21 protein-coding genes are annotated in these 21,332 nt (G+C 64.9%); 8 read left to right on the top strand and 13 right to left on the bottom strand.

The features are described 5' to 3' along the window. Positions 1–99 precede the first annotated feature (99 nt). Entirely contained in the window at positions 100–1,050 is a 951-nt protein-coding gene (locus NATOC_RS09205; RefSeq protein WP_015321156.1) for a phytoene/squalene synthase family protein, read from the top strand. A gap of 288 nt (positions 1,051–1,338) precedes the next feature. Here the strand turns inward: NATOC_RS09205 and NATOC_RS09200 are convergent, their stop codons facing one another. Then, positions 1,339–2,652: an RNA-guided endonuclease InsQ/TnpB family protein gene (locus NATOC_RS09200; protein ID WP_015321155.1), complete on the bottom strand. Its 1,314-nt coding sequence runs from the start codon at positions 2,650–2,652 to the stop codon at positions 1,339–1,341. A gap of 246 nt (positions 2,653–2,898) precedes the next feature. Between NATOC_RS09200 and NATOC_RS22315 the strand changes: the two genes are divergently transcribed. Beyond that, on the top strand, positions 2,899–3,045 hold the full coding sequence (locus tag NATOC_RS22315; protein WP_015321154.1) for a hypothetical protein: 147 nt from the start codon (positions 2,899–2,901) through the stop codon (positions 3,043–3,045). Positions 3,046–3,084: 39 nt separating this feature from the next. Here the strand turns inward: NATOC_RS22315 and cruF are convergent, their stop codons facing one another. Genes cruF through NATOC_RS09185 form a run of 3 tightly spaced genes read right to left on the bottom strand, consistent with a single transcriptional unit; the run spans position 3,085 to position 6,332 of the window. Continuing rightward, complete coding sequence (cruF, locus tag NATOC_RS09195; protein WP_015321153.1) at positions 3,085–3,948, bottom strand: bisanhydrobacterioruberin hydratase; 864 nt, start codon at positions 3,946–3,948, stop codon at positions 3,085–3,087. After that, positions 3,941–4,813, bottom strand: coding sequence for a prenyltransferase (locus NATOC_RS09190; RefSeq protein WP_015321152.1), 873 nt, complete (start codon positions 4,811–4,813; stop codon positions 3,941–3,943). Before NATOC_RS09190 ends, cruF begins: the two co-directional genes overlap by 8 nt. A gap of 37 nt (positions 4,814–4,850) precedes the next feature. Beyond that, a complete protein-coding gene (locus NATOC_RS09185; RefSeq protein ID WP_015321151.1) occupies positions 4,851–6,332 on the bottom strand; it encodes a phytoene desaturase family protein in 1,482 nt (493 codons plus the stop codon). Between the two features lie 105 nt (positions 6,333–6,437). Here NATOC_RS09185 and NATOC_RS09180 point away from each other — a divergent pair, with 105 nt between their 5' ends. After that, positions 6,438–7,136 carry an SDR family NAD(P)-dependent oxidoreductase gene (locus tag NATOC_RS09180; RefSeq protein ID WP_015321150.1) on the top strand — a complete coding sequence of 233 codons (699 nt, stop codon included), beginning with the start codon at positions 6,438–6,440 and terminating at the stop codon, positions 7,134–7,136. Position 7,137: 1 nt separating this feature from the next. Here NATOC_RS09180 and NATOC_RS09175 read toward each other — a convergent pair whose 3' ends face one another. The 5 genes from NATOC_RS09175 to NATOC_RS09155 form a co-directional block, all read right to left on the bottom strand. Next, positions 7,138–7,431, bottom strand: a complete 294-nt coding sequence (locus NATOC_RS09175; RefSeq protein ID WP_015321149.1) for a hypothetical protein — start codon at positions 7,429–7,431, stop codon at positions 7,138–7,140. A 108-nt stretch (positions 7,432–7,539) separates the two neighbouring features. After that, complete coding sequence (locus NATOC_RS09170; protein WP_083866577.1) at positions 7,540–7,824, bottom strand: translation initiation factor eIF-1A; 285 nt, start codon at positions 7,822–7,824, stop codon at positions 7,540–7,542. Between the two features lie 63 nt (positions 7,825–7,887). Next, the gene (locus tag NATOC_RS09165) at positions 7,888–8,400 is read right to left on the bottom strand and encodes a hypothetical protein (protein ID WP_015321148.1); all 513 of its coding nucleotides are present in this window, start codon (positions 8,398–8,400) and stop codon (positions 7,888–7,890) included. Between the two features lie 41 nt (positions 8,401–8,441). Beyond that, positions 8,442–9,332, bottom strand: coding sequence for a cupredoxin domain-containing protein (locus NATOC_RS09160; protein ID WP_015321147.1), 891 nt, complete (start codon positions 9,330–9,332; stop codon positions 8,442–8,444). A 6-nt stretch (positions 9,333–9,338) separates the two neighbouring features. Next, positions 9,339–10,439: a hypothetical protein gene (locus NATOC_RS09155; RefSeq protein ID WP_015321146.1), complete on the bottom strand. Its 1,101-nt coding sequence runs from the start codon at positions 10,437–10,439 to the stop codon at positions 9,339–9,341. 235 nt (positions 10,440–10,674) lie between these two features. Here NATOC_RS09155 and NATOC_RS09150 point away from each other — a divergent pair, with 235 nt between their 5' ends. Together NATOC_RS09150 and NATOC_RS21085 are read left to right on the top strand one after the other, a co-directional pair. Continuing rightward, positions 10,675–12,054, top strand: coding sequence for an aminomethyltransferase family protein (locus NATOC_RS09150; protein ID WP_015321145.1), 1,380 nt, complete (start codon positions 10,675–10,677; stop codon positions 12,052–12,054). Positions 12,055–12,306: 252 nt separating this feature from the next. Continuing rightward, positions 12,307–12,768 carry a plastocyanin/azurin family copper-binding protein gene (locus NATOC_RS21085; RefSeq protein WP_083866576.1) on the top strand — a complete coding sequence of 154 codons (462 nt, stop codon included), beginning with the start codon at positions 12,307–12,309 and terminating at the stop codon, positions 12,766–12,768. 226 nt (positions 12,769–12,994) lie between these two features. Here NATOC_RS21085 and NATOC_RS09140 read toward each other — a convergent pair whose 3' ends face one another. Then, positions 12,995–13,951 carry a succinylglutamate desuccinylase/aspartoacylase family protein gene (locus NATOC_RS09140; protein WP_015321144.1) on the bottom strand — a complete coding sequence of 319 codons (957 nt, stop codon included), beginning with the start codon at positions 13,949–13,951 and terminating at the stop codon, positions 12,995–12,997. An 85-nt stretch (positions 13,952–14,036) separates the two neighbouring features. On the opposite strand from NATOC_RS09140, the gene NATOC_RS09135 reads away from it, so the two are divergent. After that, positions 14,037–14,417 carry a Rid family detoxifying hydrolase gene (locus tag NATOC_RS09135; protein ID WP_015321143.1) on the top strand — a complete coding sequence of 127 codons (381 nt, stop codon included), beginning with the start codon at positions 14,037–14,039 and terminating at the stop codon, positions 14,415–14,417. Between the two features lie 181 nt (positions 14,418–14,598). Here NATOC_RS09135 and NATOC_RS09130 read toward each other — a convergent pair whose 3' ends face one another. Both NATOC_RS09130 and NATOC_RS09125 read right to left on the bottom strand, forming a co-directional pair. Further along, the gene (locus tag NATOC_RS09130) at positions 14,599–15,807 is read right to left on the bottom strand and encodes an alanyl-tRNA editing protein (RefSeq protein WP_015321142.1); all 1,209 of its coding nucleotides are present in this window, start codon (positions 15,805–15,807) and stop codon (positions 14,599–14,601) included. A 68-nt stretch (positions 15,808–15,875) separates the two neighbouring features. After that, complete coding sequence (locus tag NATOC_RS09125) at positions 15,876–17,117, bottom strand: RNA-guided endonuclease InsQ/TnpB family protein (protein WP_015321141.1); 1,242 nt, start codon at positions 17,115–17,117, stop codon at positions 15,876–15,878. 168 nt (positions 17,118–17,285) lie between these two features. On the opposite strand from NATOC_RS09125, the gene folP reads away from it, so the two are divergent. Beyond that, positions 17,286–19,703 carry a dihydropteroate synthase gene (gene folP, locus NATOC_RS09120; RefSeq protein WP_015321140.1) on the top strand — a complete coding sequence of 806 codons (2,418 nt, stop codon included), beginning with the start codon at positions 17,286–17,288 and terminating at the stop codon, positions 19,701–19,703. Between the two features lie 166 nt (positions 19,704–19,869). Next, the gene (locus tag NATOC_RS09115) at positions 19,870–20,529 is read left to right on the top strand and encodes a helix-turn-helix domain-containing protein (RefSeq protein WP_015321139.1); all 660 of its coding nucleotides are present in this window, start codon (positions 19,870–19,872) and stop codon (positions 20,527–20,529) included. Between the two features lie 37 nt (positions 20,530–20,566). On the opposite strand, the gene NATOC_RS09110 is transcribed toward NATOC_RS09115, so the two are convergent. Further along, positions 20,567–21,289, bottom strand: coding sequence for a fumarylacetoacetate hydrolase family protein (locus NATOC_RS09110; protein ID WP_015321138.1), 723 nt, complete (start codon positions 21,287–21,289; stop codon positions 20,567–20,569). Positions 21,290–21,332 lie beyond the last annotated feature (43 nt).

Genomic DNA, 21,332 nt, shown 5'->3' with positions numbered 1-21,332 from the left:
AGGGCTAGTTGTTTTATACGTATCTGTGGTATAGGCTATTCCCGATCGCTGTCAGACGCCGTCACAGGGGCAGTGACCGTCGGACAGCCGGAGTCGCAAATGCAACAGGACCATATCGATGCGGGCAAGGCGATCCAGAAACGGACCGGAAAGACGTTCTATCTCGCGACGCGGTTTCTCCCCAAGCGGGTTCGCAACGCGACACACGTCCTGTACGCGTTCTTCCGGATCGCGGACGAGGTCGTCGACGACGCCGCGGACGTGCCACCGTCCGAGCAGCGCGCAGAGCTCGCGTCGCTTCGCCGGCAGGCGCTGGGTCAGGCCGAACCCGAGGACCCGGTGCTCGAGGCGTTTCGCGAACTTTGTGACCGCTACGGGATCGCGGACGAGGAGATCGTCACCTTCCTCGACGCGATGGAGTCCGACATCGACACCGACCGGTACGAGACCTACGCCGACCTCGAGGCGTACATGCGGGGCTCCGCGGCCTCCGTCGGCGTGATGATGACCGCGATCATGGAGCCCGAGAACCCCGAGACCGCCCTGCCCCACGCCGTCACGCTCGGCGAGGCGTTCCAGATGACGAACTTCCTGCGTGACGTCCGCGAGGACGTCCTCGAGCGCGATCGGATCTACCTCCCCCAGGAGACGCTGCGGGCCCACGACGTCTCGGAGGCCGAGATCGAGACCCTCGAGTACTCGGAGTCGTTCCGGGACGCGATGGCCGAGGAGATGCGCCGAACCGAGAACCTCTACCGGGAGGGGGTCGCCGGCATCCGCTACCTGCCCGAAGACTGCCAGCTTCCGGTGTTGCTCGCGGCGGTGCTGTACGCCGAACACCACGCGGTCATCCGCAAACAGGAGTACGACGTCCTCTCGGCGGAGCCGTCGCTGTCGACGGCGCGCAAACTCACGTGTCTCGCGAAGACCCGCTGGCACTGGCACTGGAACCGCGACCCCGAGGCGGTGTTCGATCGTGTGTCGGCGGTTCCCTCTATCGAACCGGACCGGCACAGTCCGGAGCACGGCGACGGCGTTCCGACGCGATAGCAGTCGGGTTTCAGCATTCAGAGCCGCTCCAGAAAATCAGCGGGATGATAACTACATATGCCCACGTACCTTTTTCTCGTCGGGTTCGTTCGCGAGGGTCGCTCACCACTCCTCCAAAAATCTACGCTAAAAAGCCGCCTCCGCGGGCTTCGTCCGCTTCGGCGGAGAACCCCTCGCTTTGCTCGCGGATGTTGGCGATGATATCTGGTCCGCCTGTACTGAATATGGAATCCACGCCCTCCTCCGAAATCCGTCTCAACAGTTACCGATACCGTGAACTACCCCACCCTACTCACTCGCGGCTACCGCCGCTCGTTCCTTGAGGGTGGGGCTTCCTGTGTCAACGACGGCACTTGCAGGAATCACGTCTCTAAACGAGCTAGAGCGTGACCCCGCAGCGGTGCCAGTCTCAGCAGGCGTTGATTCGGCCAGTTCCTGACCTACTCCCGATTCATCTTCCACCTCTCCCAGTTCAAGCAATCCAAGACGCTGTACCTCCAGCGCAGCGTTCTGGTCACGGTCAGTCGTGAACCCGCACGACGGGCACGAGTGCTCTCGCACCCACAACGGTTTCCCCGACTCACAACCACACTGCACGCACCGCTTCGTCGTTCCCTCTGGTGGAACAAGTACAACGTGACAGCCGTTCTTCTCACCCAACCGTTGGAACGTTTGCAGTGTCTCATACCACGACATCGACGCGATGTTCCGACTGTTCCCGTTCTGCTGCATCATACTGCCAACGTTCAGGTCTTCGAGGAACACGGCGTCGTATCGTTTCGTATACGCATTGGCGAGCGCCTCGCGGTACGCTTTGCGCTTGTTCGACAACCGCTCGTATGCTCGCGCTAAGCGTTGGCGGGCCTTGTTCCAGTTGTTCGACTCGTGTTCTTTGCGAGAAACGGCTTGGTGACGTTTCTCGATGCGTTCACGGTCATCTTCTTCGTCTAACGGTTTGAACGCTCGTCCGTCCGAGTCGTGAATGAACGTGGTGATGCCGAGGTCAATACCCACGGTGTCTTCAACGTCGATGTCTTCGACAGTAGGGTTCTCTGGATAGTCAGCATCGTATTCGACCATGATGCTAACCGTCCAGTCACCTGTTTTCTGCTTTTTCAGGATGACTTCCTTGATGTCGGCGTCGTCTGGGAGTGGTCGGTGAAACGTCAAATGGAACGTGCCTATCTTGGAGAGTTCGACCGTAGCGTGGTTAGTCCGACCCGTGTTACTATCCACGTCAAAGTCAAACTGGTTGTACGTGATGCTACGATAGTCTCGCGGGCTTTTCCACTTGAGTTCACCAACGTCGAATCCACGTTCCTTCAGTTTGCCGAGGATGGTCTCCGAGTGCTTGATGCGTCTCACTGCCATTTGCAGGCATTTCGAGTACACACTGCTCCATTCAGACCACTCGCGCTTCCACTGTGGCAGTTTGTTCTGCATTGCGGTGTACGATGGCTTGTCGTAGTCTGGAGCGGGTTTGTACTCTTGTGTGAGCGCGTGGTTGTATACTTCACGACAGGTTTGAATCGCGCTCCACGCACTCTTGGCAGTAGTGGTGTCCTCGGGCTCGGCAGCGTATTTGAACGCTTCCTCGACCACTACCAGCGGGTTAGTCGTGTCTAGAGTTGAACGTTTTGAGTCGGCTGGGTGACGGCTGTATCCCCGCCCTACTGCGTCCTCAGAACGCGAAGCGTTCTGATGTGCGAACGAGAGCTTTGCTCTCGTTCACGCTACTCGACATTCGGTCTGCGTTGCTCCGTGAGGACGGGGACTTAGCCTGGAAGAGTTAAACGCCCCCGATATCGGGGCTACGATTTCGTTGTCCACAACCTCAAATGATAAGCCATGAGCACGCAACACGACCCACTCGAGTTCGACCAGGAGAACGCCCGCTTCGCCGCGACCGGACTGGCCGTCTGGCTCGCCCTGACGGTCCTCGCGATCGTCGTACTGCTCCTGTTCGGACCGGCGATCAGCGCCATCTTCGTCTGAGCCGGTCCGAAACCGAACGCCGTTCTCGCGCCGATCCGTTCAGCTCCCGCTCGGGAGCGCCGTCTTGACCATCTCGAGGTCGTACCGGTCGGTTCGGAACAGCCCCAGACAGAACAGTCCCGCGACCCCCGCGGCGATCCAGTTGCCGTAGAGGAGGTTGATCGTCCCCCACAGCAACACGAAGCTGACCAGATCGTCGAGGATGAACACGCAGGAGCGAACGCGCTCGAGCAGCGCCGCCCGATCGAACGCCAGATCGACGAGGACGACGGCGACGGTGCCCGAAATCACCCAGCCGACGTAGTTCGAGACGGGGACGCCGTAGTACGCGCCCGACTCGAACGCCCAGAAGCCGATCGCGACGGCCGCGGGATCGAGCACGAGGTCGATCGCGACGACGGCGGCGATTGCCGCGGGAATCCGGACGAGGGCGCTGTCGGCCCGCCCGCCGAGTACGAGCATCGTCAGCAGATAGGCGTTGAGCACCAGTGGGATGAAAAACAGCGGCAGCGCCAGGGGCACCTCGCCGAGCAGCATCGGCCCCAGCTGGATCGTGTACTCGAAGGCGCCGTAGGGCCAGTCGGTCCGCACGCCGACGATCTCGATCGCGTAGGTGTAGGCCGTCAGAACGCCGAGACAGCCCGCGGCCCACCAGCCGATCCGCGGCAGGAGCCCGACGAGCAGCGGCGAGCGCATCACTGCCGTCCCGAAGAGGATCAACAGCGGGTTGTACGCCAGCGGCTCGGGCAACAGCCCCTCGGCACTGGCGATCAGCGTGAGTGCGCCGATCGCCGGGAACACCACCGCGATCGTAAACCGGTTCTCGCGAACGACGTCCTCAAGCCGTTGCTGGAGGGTGGCTCGGTTCCACTCGGTCGGTCGGCCCGTCGTTAGCTCATCCATACAGGATCACCCAGAGTCCGCCCATCGTCAGCGCTGCACCGACGACCGTGTTGATCGCCGGGAACCACCAGTAGGCCCGATCGACGGCCACGCTCGAGGACGCGATCGCGACGGCCAGCAACGGGTAGACGGCCATCGCCGCGCCGAGGCGGGGATCGAGCGCGCCGAAGGCGACCGCGCTCGCGAGCCAGCACGCGCCGCAGTAGGCGTAGGTACGGCGCTCGCCGAGGACCGTCGCTGTCGTCCGAATCCCGGTCTCCCGGTCCGGCTCGATGTCGGGGATCGCCGAAAAGGTGTGCATTCCCATCGCCCACAGCCAGCCGCCGACGACGGCGAGGACGGGCGGCTGTGTCCCGGCGACGGCGGCGTACGCTGCCGCACCGGGCATGATGTAGAGCCCGTTCGAAACGGAGTCTAGCAGCGGCGTCGTCTTGAACCGCAGCGGCGGAGCGCTGTAGGCCGCCCCGAGGACGAGAAAGCCCGCGATCCAGGGCCAGGCTTCCCGCGGCACGAACGGGAACAACGCGAGCCCGAGGGCGCCAGTGACGACAACCGCCGGGGGGACCGTCCGCTGGCCCCGGTAGCGGGCCTCCCGATCGTCCTTCTTGGGGTTCGCGGCGTCGATCTCGCGGTCGAAGATATCGTTGACGCCGTAGAGGAAGACGTTCGCCGGGAGCAGGAAGTACGCGAACAGCGCGACCGCGCCCGGGTCGAACAGCTCCCCGACCGACGACGCGCCGTAGGCGACCCCGACCAGCACGGGGCCGGCAAGGTAGAGCCAGAACCGGGGTCGCGAGAGGACGAGCAGGTACGATAGCTCGTCGACGGCACGCTCGCTCCTGGCGGGGTTCGAGTCGTCGGTCATCACTGAAGCGCCCCTCGGTCGACGTCTCGCATTCGGCTCACCCGTGATCCTCGAGTACCGCCTCGGCGGTCAGCTCGCCGCTGATGAGACACATCGGGACGCCGATCCCCGGGGTCGTATCCCCGCCCACCATATAGAGTCCCTCGACCCGCTTGGCGCGGTGGGGCGGCCGAAAGAGGGCGGTCTGGCGGAGCGTGTGGGCCAGCCCCAGGGCCGTCCCCTCGTAGCTGTTGTACCGGTCCGCGAAGTCCTCGATACAGAAGCGCTCCTCGAGGACGATCCGGTCCCGGAGGTCAGTGTCGGCGTGGTCGGCGAGGTCGTCGAGGACCAGGTCGCGGTACTGTTCCCGCCGTTCGGGGGTGTCCTCGAGTCCGGGCGCGATCGGAACGAGCACGAACAGGGCGCTGTGGCCGTCGGGGGCGACGTCGTCGTCGGTCTCGGAGGGGACACAACAGTAGTAGGCGGGATCCTCGGGCCAGGCAGGGTCCTCAAAGATCTGTTCGAAGTGTTCCTCCCAGTCGGTCGGAAGGACGAGGGTGTGGTGGGCCAGCTCGTCGACGTCGCCCTCGACGCCCAGGTACAGCAGGAACGCGGAGGGGGCGTACGTGCGCGACTCCCAGTAGTCGGCGTCGTACCCCTGGCGCTCGTCCGGCAGCAGCTCCTGGTCGGTGTGATGGTAGTCGGCGTTGCTGACGACCAGATCAGGCCGCAGCGGCCCTTCCGGGGTCTCGACGAGGAACGCCCCCTCCCGGCCCTTGACTCCGGTCGCGGGACGGTTCGTCTCGTACTCGACGCCGAGCTCCCGGCCCAGCTCGGCGATCCCGTCGATGACGCCGCCGATCCCGTCCTCGGGGTACCAGACGCCGAGGTTGAAATCGACGTGGCTCATCAGGTTGTACAGCGCGGGCGTGTTCTTCGGCGACCCGCCGAGAAAGACCAGCGTGTACTGCATGATCTGTTGCAGCTTGGGGTGGTCGAAGTAGTCCTCGACGTGGCCCTGCATCGACCCCAGAAGCGAGAGCCCCCGGGCCTGCCTGGCGACGTCGAGATCCAGGTAGTCCCGGAGCTTCGAGCGGTCCTCGTAGACGAAGTGCTCCATCCCGACCTCGTAGTTCTCCCGTGACTTCTCGAGGTAGCGCTCGAGAGCCTCGCCGGCGCCGTCCTCGTAGCTCTCGAAGACCCGCTTGGTGCGCTCGAGGTCGGGCGTGACGTCGACCTCGTCCCCGTCCTTGAAGAAAATTCGGTAGTGGGGATCGAGATGGGTCAGCCCGTAGTAATCGCTCGGCGTCCGGTCGAAGTGGTCGAAAAACCGCTCGAAGACGTCGGGCATCAGGTACCACGAGGGGCCCATGTCGAACCGGAACCCGTCGCGCTCGAGCCGGCTCGCGCGGCCACCGAGCTGCTCGTTTTTCTCGATGACCCGCACGTCGGCGCCCGCGTCGGCCAGATAGCAGGCCGTCGAGAGCCCGCCGACTCCGGCGCCGATCACGACGATCGACTCTCCGTCAAGCGATTGCATACGTTCCCTGAACGTCGGCGCGATGATAAACGTACGTTCTCCCCGCGTGGATTTCCGGACATCTGCCGTCGATGGGTTCCTGTGGTCCGGGTCCGTACGCCATCTATGGACGAACTGACAGTCGTCGTGACGGGCGGGACTCGCGGGGTCGGCCGCGCCGTCGCCGGGGCGTTCGCAACGGAGGGAGCGACCGTCGTCGTCGGCGCTCGGGACGCCGACGCGGTCGCAGAGACGGTCGACGAACTCGAGGACGCGGGCGCGACCGCCGCTGGCGTCCGAACGGACGTCCGCGACGAGTTCGACGTCGAGCGGCTGGTCGAGACGGCCTCCCGGACGGGGCCGGAGAGCGGGATCGACGCGATCGTCGCCGCAGCCGGCGTCTACCACGGCGCGGCCGGCGAGACGCCGACCGACCGGGAGTCGTACTCGGCGTTCGACGACCACTGGCGGATCAACGGGCGGGGCGTGTTCGCGACGATCCGGGAGGCGCTGCCGCACCTAAACGAGGAGGCCCGCGTCCTCGTGCCGACCGGGCCGATCGCGCGGGACGGGAAACCCGGCTACGGCTCCTACGCGATCTCGAAGGCGACCGCGGAGGCCGTCGCGCGCGGGTTCGCCACCGATACGGAGCACGTCGTGGGCTGTCTCGACCCGGGCCAGGTCGCGACCCGGCTCTCGGGTGGAGACGGTCGGGAGCCCGACGACGTCGCACCGATGTTCGTCTGGGCCGTGACCGACGCGCCGGCCGAGGACGTCGACGGGGCCGTCCTCGGGCTTCGGGAGTGGAAGCGGGCGACGCGGTGAGCTACGCTCGCTCGTCGTCGGCGTGCTCGCGCCCGAACTCGGACAGCGACTCCCAGCCGAGTTCGTCGCCGAGGTTCTCGATCATCTCGCCGACGCTCGCCCGGTCCTCGAGCTCGCGCTCGGTTCCCGGTCGGTCGACGACGGTCTCCTTGCCGTCGTACTCGCCCTCGAAGATCGAGCGACTCGCCGTGTTGAAAAACATCGGCGTCCCCTCGCTCGTCGCGCCGACGTACTCGACGTCGTCCTCGCTGTGCTCGTCGAACTTCGCCCGGGCGCTCCCGTCTCTGATGTACATATCTTCCCGTTTCTCGCCGGCCGTGCCAAAAGTTTTCACTGCACAGGCAAGTCGGGAAACGAACTGGCAACCGCTCGTCGGTCGGCGTCGAGAGACCCGCAGTAAAACTCAGTCGATGTGGCCTTCGCGGCGGAGCTGATCGGCGTCCTGGCTGGTGTAGCGCCACTCGATCGTGGCCTTCTCGTCCTGCCAGTCCCAGGGCTCGGCGACGACGACGTCGTCTTGCTCGATCCAGGTCCGGTACTTCATCCGTCCCGGAATGCGGCCGAGCCGTTCCTCGCCGTCCGCACACTGGAGCTGGACGTGGTTGCCCCCGAGGTGTTCGGTTACGACGGCGAATACTTCATCGCTGTTGGGCATACGGAGGTTCCGTCGCCCGGAGTTTTCTGTCACAGTCAGACTACGACGTCTACACGTTTAAATGATTGGAGAGACGTGGTATCGTGACACCCGGTCTCACAGCTCTCGCTCGGAGTCGGGGTTCTCGAGCTCCCAGAGCAGCTCCGGGAGAAAGGAATCGAGGTTGTCGATCACGACCCGATCGCTGACGTTCAGCCCCTCGCAGTGGTCGTGGGCCGACTCGCGGATGTCGACGTGGAGGTCGCCATTTTCCCGCCAGACCCCGAGCGGGAACACCGAACACCGGGTCGGCTTCCAGTCCTCCTCGAGGTGCAGCGAACAGAGGCCGTCCTCGCGGAGGAAGGCACAGGCACAGCCGTCGTCGGCGACGTGGTCCTCGCGGTCTTTCTCCTCGCGGGTGACGAACTTCTCGCCCCGAAAGTCCGTGGTCGTCTCGGCGAGGTTCGCTCGCTGGGCGAGCTCGAGGAGGTCGTCGCCGTACAGCAAGACGCCGTGTTGACAGCACCAGGTGCAGTCCTCGACGCACTCGAAGGTCAGCTCGGGGTCGAACTCGACGACGACCTCGCGGCCGGGGTAGACCTCGACGCGGGGGGGAGCGTCGGCGCTCACGTCAGCGGGAAGGAGTCGGGCGCGGAAGTGTGTTGTCTTCCTCACTCGATCCCGATCGCGCCGTACATAAAGCCTGCGTGGGGCGAGCAGTAGTACGCCTGCGTGCCCGGAGCGTTGGCCCCCCACTCGACGGTCGCCCCCTCGCTCGAGAGGATCGCGTCGAACTCGTCGCCGCCGCCGCTTCGGACCTCGATGTCGTTCGTCGACGTGACCGTGTGGAAGACGCCGTCGGTGTTGAGCCACTCGATCGTCGTCCCCTCGTCAACCGTGACGAAGGCGGGGTCGAAGACGAACTCGGGCTCGTCGCCCTCGCCCGCACGGGTCTCGACCGTCACGACGTCCTCGCCGGTCACGTCGACGAACTCCTCGTCGACGGCTTCGTCCTCGTCGTCGGCATCCGCGTCGTCAGCGTCCTCGCCGATACTTTCCGGCTCTTCGTGGATCTCCTCGGCGTCCTCGAGCTCCGCGCCGTCGACGTCGCCGACGGCCAGCGTACCGATCATGAAGCCGACGTGAGGTTCGCAGTAGTAGTGCTGGATCCCCTCCTCTTCCGGAGTCCACTCGACGGTGTCTCCCTCTGCCGAGAGTTCCCCGTTGAACTCGCCGCTCTCGATTCGGGCCTCGAGGGAGTCCGTCGCGGTGACCGTATGGAAGACGCCGTCGGTGTTGACCCACCGGACGGTATCGCCAGGCTCGACGTCCGCGATTACCGGATCGAAGACGAACTCGGGCTCGCCATCCTCGCCCTCGCGGGTCTCGATCTCGACGACGTCCTCGTCGTCATCGGCGTCCGGATCATCGGTATCCGCGTCGTCGACATCGTCGGCTTCCTCTTCGTCACCGACGCAGCCGGCGAGGGAGGCGAGCCCGACCGTGCCGGCGCTCGCCGCGCCGACCAACACCCGGCGACGACTCGGTGTTCGGTCGTCCATCGATCGCTACTCCTCGACGGGCGTGGGCATGAACTCGCGGTCGATACCGACTTCGACGTCGCCCCAGGGCATCTCGTGGTCGCGGGTCGCGTGGTGGATGAGCCAGTAGCCCCACTGCTCGGGGTCCTGGGCGCCGTGACCGGCCTCCCAGCTGTCAGCTTCGTGTTTGTGGAAATGCGTGAAGTCCTCGGCCTGGCCGGCGGGGATATCGTCGGACGTGAACTGGCCGCGCTCGCCCATCCCGAAGTAGATCAGGTTCTCAGCTTCCTCGACGTTCGGCTCGTCCCAGTGGAGGAACAGCCCCGTATCCTCGCTGACCCACTTCCAGACGTGGCTGGGCGTCCGACCGTCGGCCTCCTGCTGGTCCTCGTTGGTCCACTCGTCGTCGAAGATCTCGATGAGTTCGTTGCGATCCTCGTCATCGAGGTCGCCCTCGCCGCCGTCGGGGGCCTCCCAGTCGACGTCGTGGCCCTCGCTGCCCTCCTCGGGCGGGGTCGGCATGAACCCGTAGTCGACCTGTGGTTCGATGGGCTCGTCGTGGAACGGGTACTCGATCTCCCGAACCGCGATGTGGGTGAGCCAGTAGCCCTCGTCGCCGGTTTCGCCGCCGTGGCCGCCCTCCCAGCTGTCCGCCGTGTGCTGATGGAAGTGCGTGAACTCCTCGTCGGGCTGGCTCTCCTCGGTGAACAGTCCCTTCTGCCCGATCGTGATGTAGTCGAGCTCCGTTGCCTCCTCCGGGTTCGGCTCGTCGAAGTGAAGGCCGATCAGGTTCTCGTCGCTGACCCACTTCCAGACGTGCCGGGGCGTGTAGCTGCGCTCGTCGCCCTCGACCTCCTGTTGGGCCTCGTTCATCGGGTCGTCGTCGAAGGCGTCGACGAGCGCCTGGATGTCCTCATCCGAGAGGGACTCGCCCGTCGGCGTCTCCTCGAGACTCGCGAGCTCTTCTTCTGGCTCCTCGTCCGCGTCGTCCATCTCGTCGTCGATCTCCTCACTATCGTCGTCAGCGTCCTCGTCTCCAGCACAGCCGGCGAGTGCGACTACTCCTCCCGCACCGATCGCCCGGATCACGCGCCGTCTGTCTATCGTTTCGGATCGGTTGAGCGTCATACGTAGACAGTGACGGCCGACCTCTCGATGATCCTATGGTGGTTGTGCACTCACGACGAACACCCAACGAGTCTGTTACGAGGACGCCGTGATCGATCGGCGAGCGAGACGGACGTCCCTGGCCTCGAACCGGTCGATACTTCCGGGGACGTGAAGCAGCGAGAGACGCCACAGTATAAATCCGGGGAGTAATTAACATCGTCTTTTATGATGTAATCTCGCCTCCTCTAGGAGTATGTCTGGTACCAATGACCAAACTGGATTTCCGGATCTCGATCAGCCCGATCGGACGGTTCCGCGGAACCTCCGCCAGACCGGCGACCCCGGTATCGAGATGCTGGTCTCGACGCGCGTTCGGAAGTCGCCGTTCTTCCACAAGTCGTTCAACGAAGAGGGCGCCTGGCGCGCGACGGTGTACAATCGGATCTATCACCCCCGAGGACTCGTCGAACCCGAGGACGGCGGCGCGATGGCCGAGTACGAGGCGCTGACCGAGGCCGTCACCCTCTGGGACGTCGCGGTGGAACGACAGATCCGCGTGAAGGGGCCCGACGCCGAGGCGCTGACCGATTACGTTATCACGCGGGACGCGACCGGGATCGAGCCGATGCACGGCAAGTACGTCATCCTCTGTAACGAGGACGGCGGCATCCTGAACGATCCCGTCCTGTTGCGCGTCGCCGAGGACGAGTTCTGGTTCTCGATCTCCGATTCGACGCTGATGCAGTGGCTCCAGGGGGTCAACGTGGGAATGGAGTTCGACGTCGAAATCGACGAGATCGACGTCGCGCCGATGCAGATCCAGGGGCCACGCTCCGAGGACGTGATGATCGACGTCGTCGGTGAGTCGGTCAGTGACATCCCCTACTACGGGCTGATGGAGGCCGAGATCAACGGCTGTAACGTGCTGGTGAGCCAGACGGGGTTCTCCGGCGAGAAGGGGTTCGAGATCTACGTCCGGGGCGCGACCGAGAACGCCGAGGCCGTCTGGGATCCCGTCCTCGAGACGGTCAAGGATCACGGCGGTCGCCAGATCGCCCCCGGACACCACCGACGGATCGCTGCGGGCATCCTCTCGTGGGGGCAAGACATGGACCACGAGACGTCGCCGTTCCAGGTCAACCTCGGCTACCAGGTACCCGACGACAAGGAAGGTGACTACATCGGGAAGGAGGCACTCGAGCGCCAGCGGGAGCGGATCGAGAACGGCGAGTACCCCTTCGCGTACAAGCTGATGGGGCTGAAGTTCGCCGGCGAGCCCGTTCGGGATTACGCGCCGGACTTCTGGCTCGTCTCGGACCCCGACACCGAGGAGCTCTGTGGCTACCTCACGTCGCCGTGGTACAACCCCGACCTCGAGACGAACATCGGCCTCGGGTTCGTGCCGGCCGAAACGCTCCAGGAGGCGACCGACACGCCGCTCGACGACCGGATCTACAACGAGGACCTGGATCTGGAGTTCCGAGTGCACCTGCCCGACGAGTACGCCGAGGAAGCTGGTGAACCGGTGTTCGCGACCGTCGCCGAGGTGCCGTTCAAGGAGTCGGTCAACCCCAGCGCCCGCGAACAGGCCAAGCTCGGCGCCCGCAGGGAAGCCGAGGCGAACGAGGACTGACGGAAGCTAACGGCCTCCTTTACTTCGTCCTATCGGAAATGAACCACCCGGAAGAGAACTTGCTTCTTGTACGTTCATAATCTGTCTCAATTCACCGCTAGATGGCCGCTCTTCAGTAGTTCTGCAAATATTGTGTGACCCCCTTCTTACCACTGAGTAGCTGTGAACTAGACAGCTACGTATATTACGACTATCCTTACGTTAACAGGACATAACTGTTAGTTATATACCACCGGGACGCAAAGTTGAGGTATGGTACCATACAGCAATGGGCGGCGACGATTCTTACAAGTCGTAGGAGCAGCCGGAGTGGGGATGTTCGCAGGCGTTGCCAGTGCTGACGAAACCGATCCTGAAGATAACGATGTAGAGGATGAACCAGACGTCGTGGTCGCGGTTGGTGCTGACGACGAACTGGCGTTTGAACCCGCACAGCTCCCCCTTTCGACGGGGGAAACAGTCGAATTCGAGTGGGAGGGTGACGGTCATAATCTTGCTGTCACCTATCAGCCCGACGACGCAGACTGGGACGGCGAAGAGGAAGTGCAAGACGCTGGACACATGCATACTCATACCTTCGATATCGAAGGCTGGTACGAATACGTATGCGAACCACACGAAGATGAAGAGATGATCGGCACAATTCTTGTCTGCGATATTGAACGCCCAGACGTAGAAGAGGAGGAGGCTGAAGACGATGATGTCGGCTACTGAGAGTGGGTAAATATATTATAATATAAATATCCATAATGGATGTACACGGATTTTACATTATCCACCTGTACTGACCGACCACTCTTCTTCACAGGTCGGTACTCAGTTCGTGCCACGTTCGCGCTGTGTATTACGTCACGACTTTTTGAATAGGTGCGCTGACTGTTAGGAATCCCAGCGGTCAATACGCTCGCCTACGTAACGATCTCCCCCGAGGACGTCGCCCTCACTCGAGGGCGGCGATCCCGGCCAGTTTCTCGCCGGCGGTGACCGCGGATTCGCGGGTCAGCGAGTAGAGCACGCCCGAGGTGGTCGCGGTGACCGACTGGCGACGTTCGTACGTGGCGGGACAGTACAGCGTGCCCAGCTCGTCGCCCTCGGCGACGCGGTCGCCGACGGCCACGTCGGCTGCGGGTTCGAACAGCCCCGAGTGGTCGGCGCCGACGCGGCCCCCGTCGTCGTACAGCACTGTCTGGGAGGGGGGATCGGGCGGCTCCGTACGAAGCATCCCGAGGTCGCCGAGCACGTTCCGGATTCCGTCGGCGCCCCGCCGGGCCGCCTCGCGGTCGACCTGTCGGCTGTTCGAGAGCTCCGGAACGATCGCCGTCGTTCCGGCCAGCCGTGCAGCCCCCCGCAGCGTCCCCGTGTACTCCTCGAGGGAGCGATCCGGTTCGGGGTCGGTCATGAGGTAGTCGGCACCGAACACCGACGCGAGTCGGCGCGATTCGCGCTCGCCGCCCTGAAACCGGACGTGCTCGAGCATGTCGGCGGTGCCGCTGTGGAGGTCGACGACGACGTCGGCGGCCGCGATCAGCTCCCAGAGGCTCGCGACCGTCCGCTCCTGGAGGGTGCCGTCCTCGTCGCCGGGCCACACCCTGTTGAAGTTCGGGTTGACCGCGTCAACAGCTTGCGGGGTCACGTAGGAGCCGTGATCGAACGCGAGGCTGTTGACTACCGGGACGGCGATCACGGTCCCCGCAAGCTCGGCTCCGAGCAGGGAGTCGTGGAGTCGGCGCAGCGCCGCGGTGCCGTTCAGCTCGATCCCGTGCTGTGCAGCCTGGAGGTACGCCGTCGGCCCGTCCCCGCCCTCGTACCGGTGGGTGGTCACCGAGACGTCGGTCCCCGACGGGAGCCGGGCGAGCGTTCGCTCCGTCACCGTGTGGGTGACGTGCTCGTGTTTCATACCCGATGGAGTCAGCCCCGCGGCTTGTAGCTTTGGTCGCGGCCCGGAACCGAACTTTAAGACCACCCCGGCGGTATACGGAGGTGTGAAACGAACGATCCATACCGACGACGCGCCCGAAGCCGTCGGCGCGTACAGCCAGGCGACGACGAACGGAGACGTCCTCTTTACGGCGGGACAGCTCCCGCTGACCGCCGACGGAGAGCTGCTCGACGACGCGTCCGTCGCCGACCAGACCAGACGGTGTCTCGAGAACGTCGAAGCCATCCTCGAGGCCGAGGACGCCTCCATGGCGGACGTCCTCAAGATGACCGTCTTCCTGAACGATATTGACGACTTCGACGAGTTCAACGAGGCCTACAGCGAGTTCTTCGACGAGGAGCCCCCGGCCCGGAGCGCCCTCGAAGTCGGCGAGGTACCGAAGGGTGCGGCCCTCGAGGTCGAAGCGATCGCGACGGTCGAGTAACGACGACTCGAAGCTTTTCTCGCCGAATGCCGTCACGAGTTCGAGAGCAACGGCTGCGAACGACCCGAAGCGCGCCCCCGCTCGCGGCGACGAAACAACACCTAAAAACTCAGTGACGTGTCGTGGTTGCTACGTCTCCCCTTCGACGTCCGAGTCGACGGACGCCGACGAGCGAAGGACCCTACTGCTCCCCGCGGAGGTAGTCGACAACCGCGGCGGGCTCGGCGTCGAGGCCGCCGCCCTGGGCGAGCGTCTCGCCGCCGCCGCCACCGCCGCCGAACTCCGCAGTGACGTCCTCGACGATCCCGCTCGCGTCGGTCTCACCCGTCGTCGCCGCTACTACGAACGCACTCCCGTCGACGCCGGTTAGCACGACGACGTCACCGAGCTCGCCAGCGCGCTCCCGGGCTCGATCGGCCGCGTCGTTCGGGCCGACGCCGTCGACGTCGAGTTCGCCGACGACCCACCGCTGGCCGTCTCGCTCCGTCGCGTCCTCGTCCAGGGCCTCGAGTCGGCTCTCGAGCAGTCGGCTCCGGAGCCCGACGAGTTCGTCCTCGAGTTCGGCGTTGCGCTCGGCGACGGCGCTCGCCCGCTCGGGCAGCTCCTCGAGCCCAGTCTCGAGGGCTCGCGCGGCCCGTCTGGTCGCCCGTGCCCGATCGGTTCGGGTCCGGATCGCGGTCGGACCGACCGCGTACTCGACGCGGACGAGGTCGGCACCGGGGTTCGAGATATCCAGTACCGCGATCGGGCCGATCTCGATCGTGTTCCGGACGTGAGTACCGCCACAGGCCGCAATGTCCCAGCCGTCGATTTCGACGATTCGGACGGTGTCGGCCCGCTGGGCCTCCTCGGTGAGGTTGAAGACGATCTCGTCGTCGGCTCTGGCCCGCTCGATGTCCATCTCCCGCCAGGTGACCTGCCGGGAGTCCCAGACGGCCTCCGCGAGCAGGCGCTCGAGCGAGAGGATGTCGAGCGCGTCGGGATCGCTCGTCTCGAAATCGATCCGACACTTCTCGGTTCCGATGTCGAACCCGCCGTAGCCGTGGTCCTCGAGCAGCCGTCTCCCGGCGCCGTACAGCAGGTGACTGGCGGTGTGTGCGCGCATACAGTAGGTACGGAACGTCTCGTCGATCGAGCCCCCGACGGTCTCGCCCGCCTCGAACGCGGGGGTCGACGCTAGCTCGTGGACGACCCCGCTCTCCCGCGTCTGGACGTCGACGACCTCGACCCCGTCGATCGTTCCCCGATCGGCGGGCTGACCGCCCCCTTCGGGGTAGAAGTAGGTATCCTCGAGTCTGACGTCGGTACCGTCGACGGACCGAACCCGCGTCTCGAACTCGGTCACGGTGGGTTCCGCGGCCGCGCGGCTCCCCGTGGCATCCGGTGTCATCGTCACCAGTATGGTGGCAGTCCGGTTTGAATGTTACTCCGCGCACGGTGGCGCGGGGAATCCTGCTCTCACGAGGGCAGGCTTCCTGTTTCGATGACGTGACTTGCAGAGACCTCTCGAAAGTCATCGGCGTCCGTAGCGGTCACAGTCTCCACAGGCGTTTCTTCGGGCCATCCCAACCCTAACTCAGCAAAGCCGCGCTTGAGGACGTTCATCGCCGCGTTCGCGTCCCTGTCCGTCTCGAATCCACAACTCGGACAGGAGTGTTCCCGTACCCAGATGGGCTTCGCTGTCTCCACACCGCACGATGCACATTCTTTGGTGGTGCCTCGTGCTTCGACCTCTACGACGTGCGTCCCGTACAGGTCGGCCTTGTAGTCAAGGAGGGTAATGAACTGTCGCCACGCCGCGTCCTGCTTGTTCCGAGCGTTCCCATCCTCTTGAAGCATTCCAGCGACGTTGAGGTCTTCCACGAACACGGCATCGTACTCTTTGACGAGCCACGTCGTACTCTTGTGCTGGTAGTCCAGCACCTTCCGCTTGATGTGGCGCTTGATCTTCGCCACTTCCCGGCGGTGCTTCTCGTAGTTGTTTGACCCCCTCTCCTTGCGAGACAACTTGCGTTGTTCGCGGCGCAATCGTTCGTAGTCGTCTTCAAGATCGAGCCAATCTACGGTCTTGCCATCACTGGTGTGGATGTAGTTCTGGATGCCGAGGTCGATGCCCACGCTGTTACTCGCGTCCAGCGAGTCACCGTCGGGTTTCTCCGGTAGGCCAGCTTCGTCGGTTTCCAACCCGAACGAGACGAACCACTCACCGGTCGTCTCCTTTTTGAACGAGACTTCTTTGATGATGGCGTGGTCGGGAATCGGACGGGAATACCGGATTTTCACCCACCCGATTTTGCTGAAGCGGACGTAAGCGTAGTTGTCGTGGCCCCTCTTTTCATCGAGGTCGAAACCAGACTGGTTGTACGTCACGCTTCGGTACTCGCTGGGTGCTTGCCGCTTGAGCCGACTGACGGTGTATCCCTTCTCTTTGAGTTCGCTGAGGACGGTGAGGTTGTGGTGGAAGCGTGCGACGGTGGCTTGCGCGGCCTTCGAGTGTAGTTCACCGAATAGTGACCACTTTTGCTTCCACTCGGGAAGCTTGTTGTTCTGGTCGTATTCACTCGGTTTGTCGTCCTCTGGGCTGTTCTGGTAGTCCCAGCGGACGTGGTTGTAGAGTTGGCGATGAACGTCGAGATGGTGTTCCAGTCGCTCCGCTACCTCTTGTGTCGGGTAGGCGCGGTAGCGGTGACTGTATTCCATCGCTGTCTGTTGGGTAGAGATATGTTTACTTAATGGATTGTGTCACGAGTTGTCGGCTTCATCCCCGACCACGGTGGGTCGGGGTATTCGCCTCGGTGACCAATATAAACCGTCCGGGACAGGACGTACTGTCAATACTTTCATGTTCGGGCCGAGACCACGATTGATATGGAATACCACGATGCGATCGCCTCCCTCGAGTCGTTACAACGCCGACGACCGAAACTCGGGACTGAGACGACCGCGGCGCTACTCGCGGAGCTCGGCCGTCCTCACGAGGACGTCGCCTGCGTTCAGATCGCGGGCTCGAACGGAAAGGGGAGCACGGCGCGGATGCTCGAGCGGGTTCTCCGGGAGGCGGGGTACGACGTCGGCCTCTACACCTCGCCGGACCTCGACGACGTGCGCGAGCGGATCCGCGTCGACGGTCGCAAGATCCCGAAGGCCCGGGTCTGTGACCTCGTCGCGGAACTCGAGGACGCCGTCGACCGCCTCCGCGAGGACGGGGACACCCCGACGTACTTCGAGGTGTTGACCGCGCTTGCACTCTCACACTTCGCGGCCGAGTCGGTCGACGTCGCCGTCCTCGAGGTCGGGATCGGCGGACGCTACGACGCGACGAGCGCGGTCGATCCGGTCGCGAGCGCGGTAACCAGCGTCAGCCTGGAGCATACGGGGCTGCTCGGCGAGACGATCGAGGAGATCGCCCGGGACAAGGCCCAGGTCGCTCCCGCCGACGCGCCGCTGGTGACAGGCGCCTCCGGAGCGGCCCTCGAGGCGATCCGAACGGAGACGGACGTGATCTCGGTCGGCCCGGACGAGGCCGAGGTGATCGCGACCGAGGACGGACTGGCGTCGCCCATCGAGAGCGCCGTCTCGATCGCGACGCCGGAGTGGTCGATCGAGACGAACGTCCCCCTCCCAGGTCCCCACCAGGCGACCAACGCCGGGGTTGCGGCGGCCCTGGCCGACCAGCTCGCGAGCGTCGATCCCGACGCGATCGCACGCGGGCTCCGCAAGGCCCACTGGCCCGGTCGGTTCGAGGTCGTCTCGACGGCGCCGCTGGCGGTGTTAGACGGCGCGCACAACCCAGGTGCCTGCGGAACGCTGGCCAATCTCCTCGAGCGCTACGCGTTCGACGAGCTCCACCTCGTCTTCGGCGCGATGACCGAGAAAGACCACGCGGGAATGGCCGCGGCGCTTCCCGCACCTGACGCGGTGTATCTCTGTCAGCCGAACGTCCCGCGGGCCGCCGACCTCGACGTCCTCGCCGACGCCTTCGACGATCGCGCGGGACGGATCGATCGCTCGGGGTCGGTCCTCGAGGCGACCGAACGCGCCCTCTCGCGGGCCGACCAGGACGACTGCGTCCTCGTCGCCGGCTCGCTGTACGCGGTCGCGGAGGCCCGCGACCGCTGGTCGCGGCTCCAGATTCCCAAGCGGACGGCGACCGAGCGGGAGGCCCGCGACGTCCTCGAGGGGCTGGGACTCGAGTCCTCGACCGTCGAAACGACCGCCGAGCGAAGCGTCGGACGGACGGTAAAGACCCACCTGCGCGGACCCCAGGCCGACCGGATCCGGACGGCGTTCGCGGCGATCGGCGGGAGCTGTACGCTCTCGCGGACAGAGACCTCCACCCGCCGGGTGACGACGGTGCTCTCGGGGACCGACGCCCAGTTCCGCGAGCTGATCGACGAGCTCGCAGCCGACGAGCTCGGGCTGGCTCACGTCGCGAATCAGCTCCGGGCAGCCCTCGAGAACGCCGAGGGTGGAGCCGACGCCGACCGGCTCCCCTGGGACCGGGAGACGGCGGTGATGGGTGTGTTGAACGTCACCCCCGACAGCTTCCACGACGGCGGCGAGTACGACGTCCTCGAGGACGCCGTCGCCCGCGCGGAGGCGATGGTCGAGGCCGGCGCCGACGTCGTCGACGTCGGCGGCGAGTCGACGCGGCCCGGCGCCGATCCCGTCTCGGCCGCCGAGGAGATCGACCGCGTCGTTCCGGTACTCCGCCAGCTCGAGGATCTCGAGGTGCCGATCTCGGTCGACACCCGGAAGGCCGCGGTCGCCGACGCGGCCCTCGAGACGGGCGCCGACATCGTCAACGACGTCTCCGGGCTCGAGGACCCCGAGATGCGGTTCGTCGTCGCCGATCACGACGCCTCGCTCGTGGTTACCCACAGCTTGGAGACGCCCGTCGACCCCGACCGCAGCGTCGCCTACGACGACGTCGTCGAGGACGTCCTCTATGATCTCCAAGAGACGGTGCTCCGGGCCGAGCGCGCCGGGATCGATCGCGATCGGATCGTCGTCGATCCGGGGTTCGGGTTCGGCAAGGAACCCGCGGACTGTTTCGCACTGCTCGATCGGCTCGGGGAGTTCCGGGCGCTTGGCTGTCCGCTCATGGTCGGCCACTCCCGGAAATCGATGTTCGACCGCGTCGGCTGCGAGCCCGGCGATCGCCTCCCGCCGACGATCGCGGTGACGACGCTCGCGGCCGCGCGCGGCGCCGACGTCGTTCGGGTCCACGACGTCGGCGCGAACGACGCCGCGATTCGGACGGTTCGGGCGACGAACGATCGGTAACCGTCCGGACCGGGGACTCCGCCGCGGCCGATCGCTCGACAGTACGCTTATGGGACTCCCCTGACCAGTGTGATACATGACCACATCACCCAACAAGACCGGCAGATCGAAGGCCGGACGGACCGCTGATCGCCAAGGACCCCACGACCGAGCCGAGCGGTAAGAGATGGCGATCACAGTCAAAGCCTACGCCGAACACGAGCGCCTCGCTCTGGTTCCGACGCTGCGTCGCGCCGACGACCTTCAGATCACGGTTCTCACGCAGGCCAACACCGACCCCGGATCACACCTCTTTCCGTTCTGGTTCGAGTACGAGGACGTCGACAAACTCGAACGGTTCCTCGAGGACGATCCGACCGTCGACGACTACGAACTCGTCGACGAGGGCGAGGACACCCACATCTACTACATCGAGCACGCCGAGCGGACGAAGCTCCTGAGCCCGGTCGTCACCCAGGTAAACGGGTTCATGTCCTGGGCCGAGACGAAACGCCGGGGCTGGTTCCTGCAGCTCCAGCTTCCGGACCGGGAGGCGCTGACGACGATCTGGGAGTACGCCGAGGAGTACGGCGTGAGCTTCGAGATCGTCGAGGTGTACGGCCGCCCGCGAAACGAGACGAACGTCGCCTACGGGCTGACCGAACAGCAGGTGGAGGCGCTGACGGTCGCCTACGAGTGTGGCTACTTCAGCGAGCCCCGCGAGATGGCGCTGAGCGACGTCGCCGACGAGATCGGACTCTCCTCGACCGCGATGAGCGGTCGGCTCCGTCGCGGGATGCGGAACCTGATCTCCGCGGCGCTGCTCGACGGCGAGGACATCGACTAACGTCGCCGAGAAGCGGTTCCCACGGAGCTGCGAGCAGCTACTCGCCCGTCTCGACGATCTCGTTACGCAGCGTGCCGACGCCCTCGTAGGTGATCTCGACGGTGTCGCCCGGTTCGACCAACCCCGGGTTCGCGGGGCTGCCGAACGCGACGACGTCGCCGGGACGGAACGTGAACCGCTTCGAGAGGTACGAGACGATCTCGTAGGGATCGAACAGCATGAGCTCCGTGTTCGCGTCCTGGCGGCGCTCGTCGCCGATGTCGGTGTGCATGTCGATCCCTCGCGGATCGAGGTCGGTCTCGAGCCATGGTCCGAGCGGGCCGGAGCCGTCGAAGGCCTTCCGTGCCGTGCGTCCCTGCTGGTCGAGCGCGTCGACGTCGTTCATGATCGTGTAGCCGCGAACGACGTCGGGCACCTCGTCCTCGGAAACGTCGTGACAGCGCTCGTCGATCACCGCCGCGAGCTCGCCGGCGTAGGTCAGCTCCTCGGTGAACGCGGGGTACTCGACAGGCTCCTCGTGGGCCAACAGCGACGCCGGCGGCTTGATGAAGAAATCGGGCTCCTCGGGGCGCTCGTACTCCATCTGGTCGAGCGTCTCGGCGTAGTTGCGTCCGACGCAGTACATCGCGGATGGCTCGCAGGGCGGAAGGAGGTCGCCGTCGACGCCGACCTCGTACTCGGCGCCGTCCGTGTGGACGACGCCGTCTTCGTACTGTCCGGTTACCGGTCCGTCGCTCGTTTCGATTCTCGCGAGTCGCATTAGCGGTGGTCGTCAGTCCAGCGGCGTATGTGTACCGATCCGA

Source organism: Natronococcus occultus SP4, from assembly GCF_000328685.1.
Classification (GTDB): domain Archaea; phylum Halobacteriota; class Halobacteria; order Halobacteriales; family Natrialbaceae; genus Natronococcus; species Natronococcus occultus.
The sequence above is the reverse complement of the archived record's forward strand: the minus strand, read 5'-3'. Positions and strand labels throughout refer to the sequence as shown.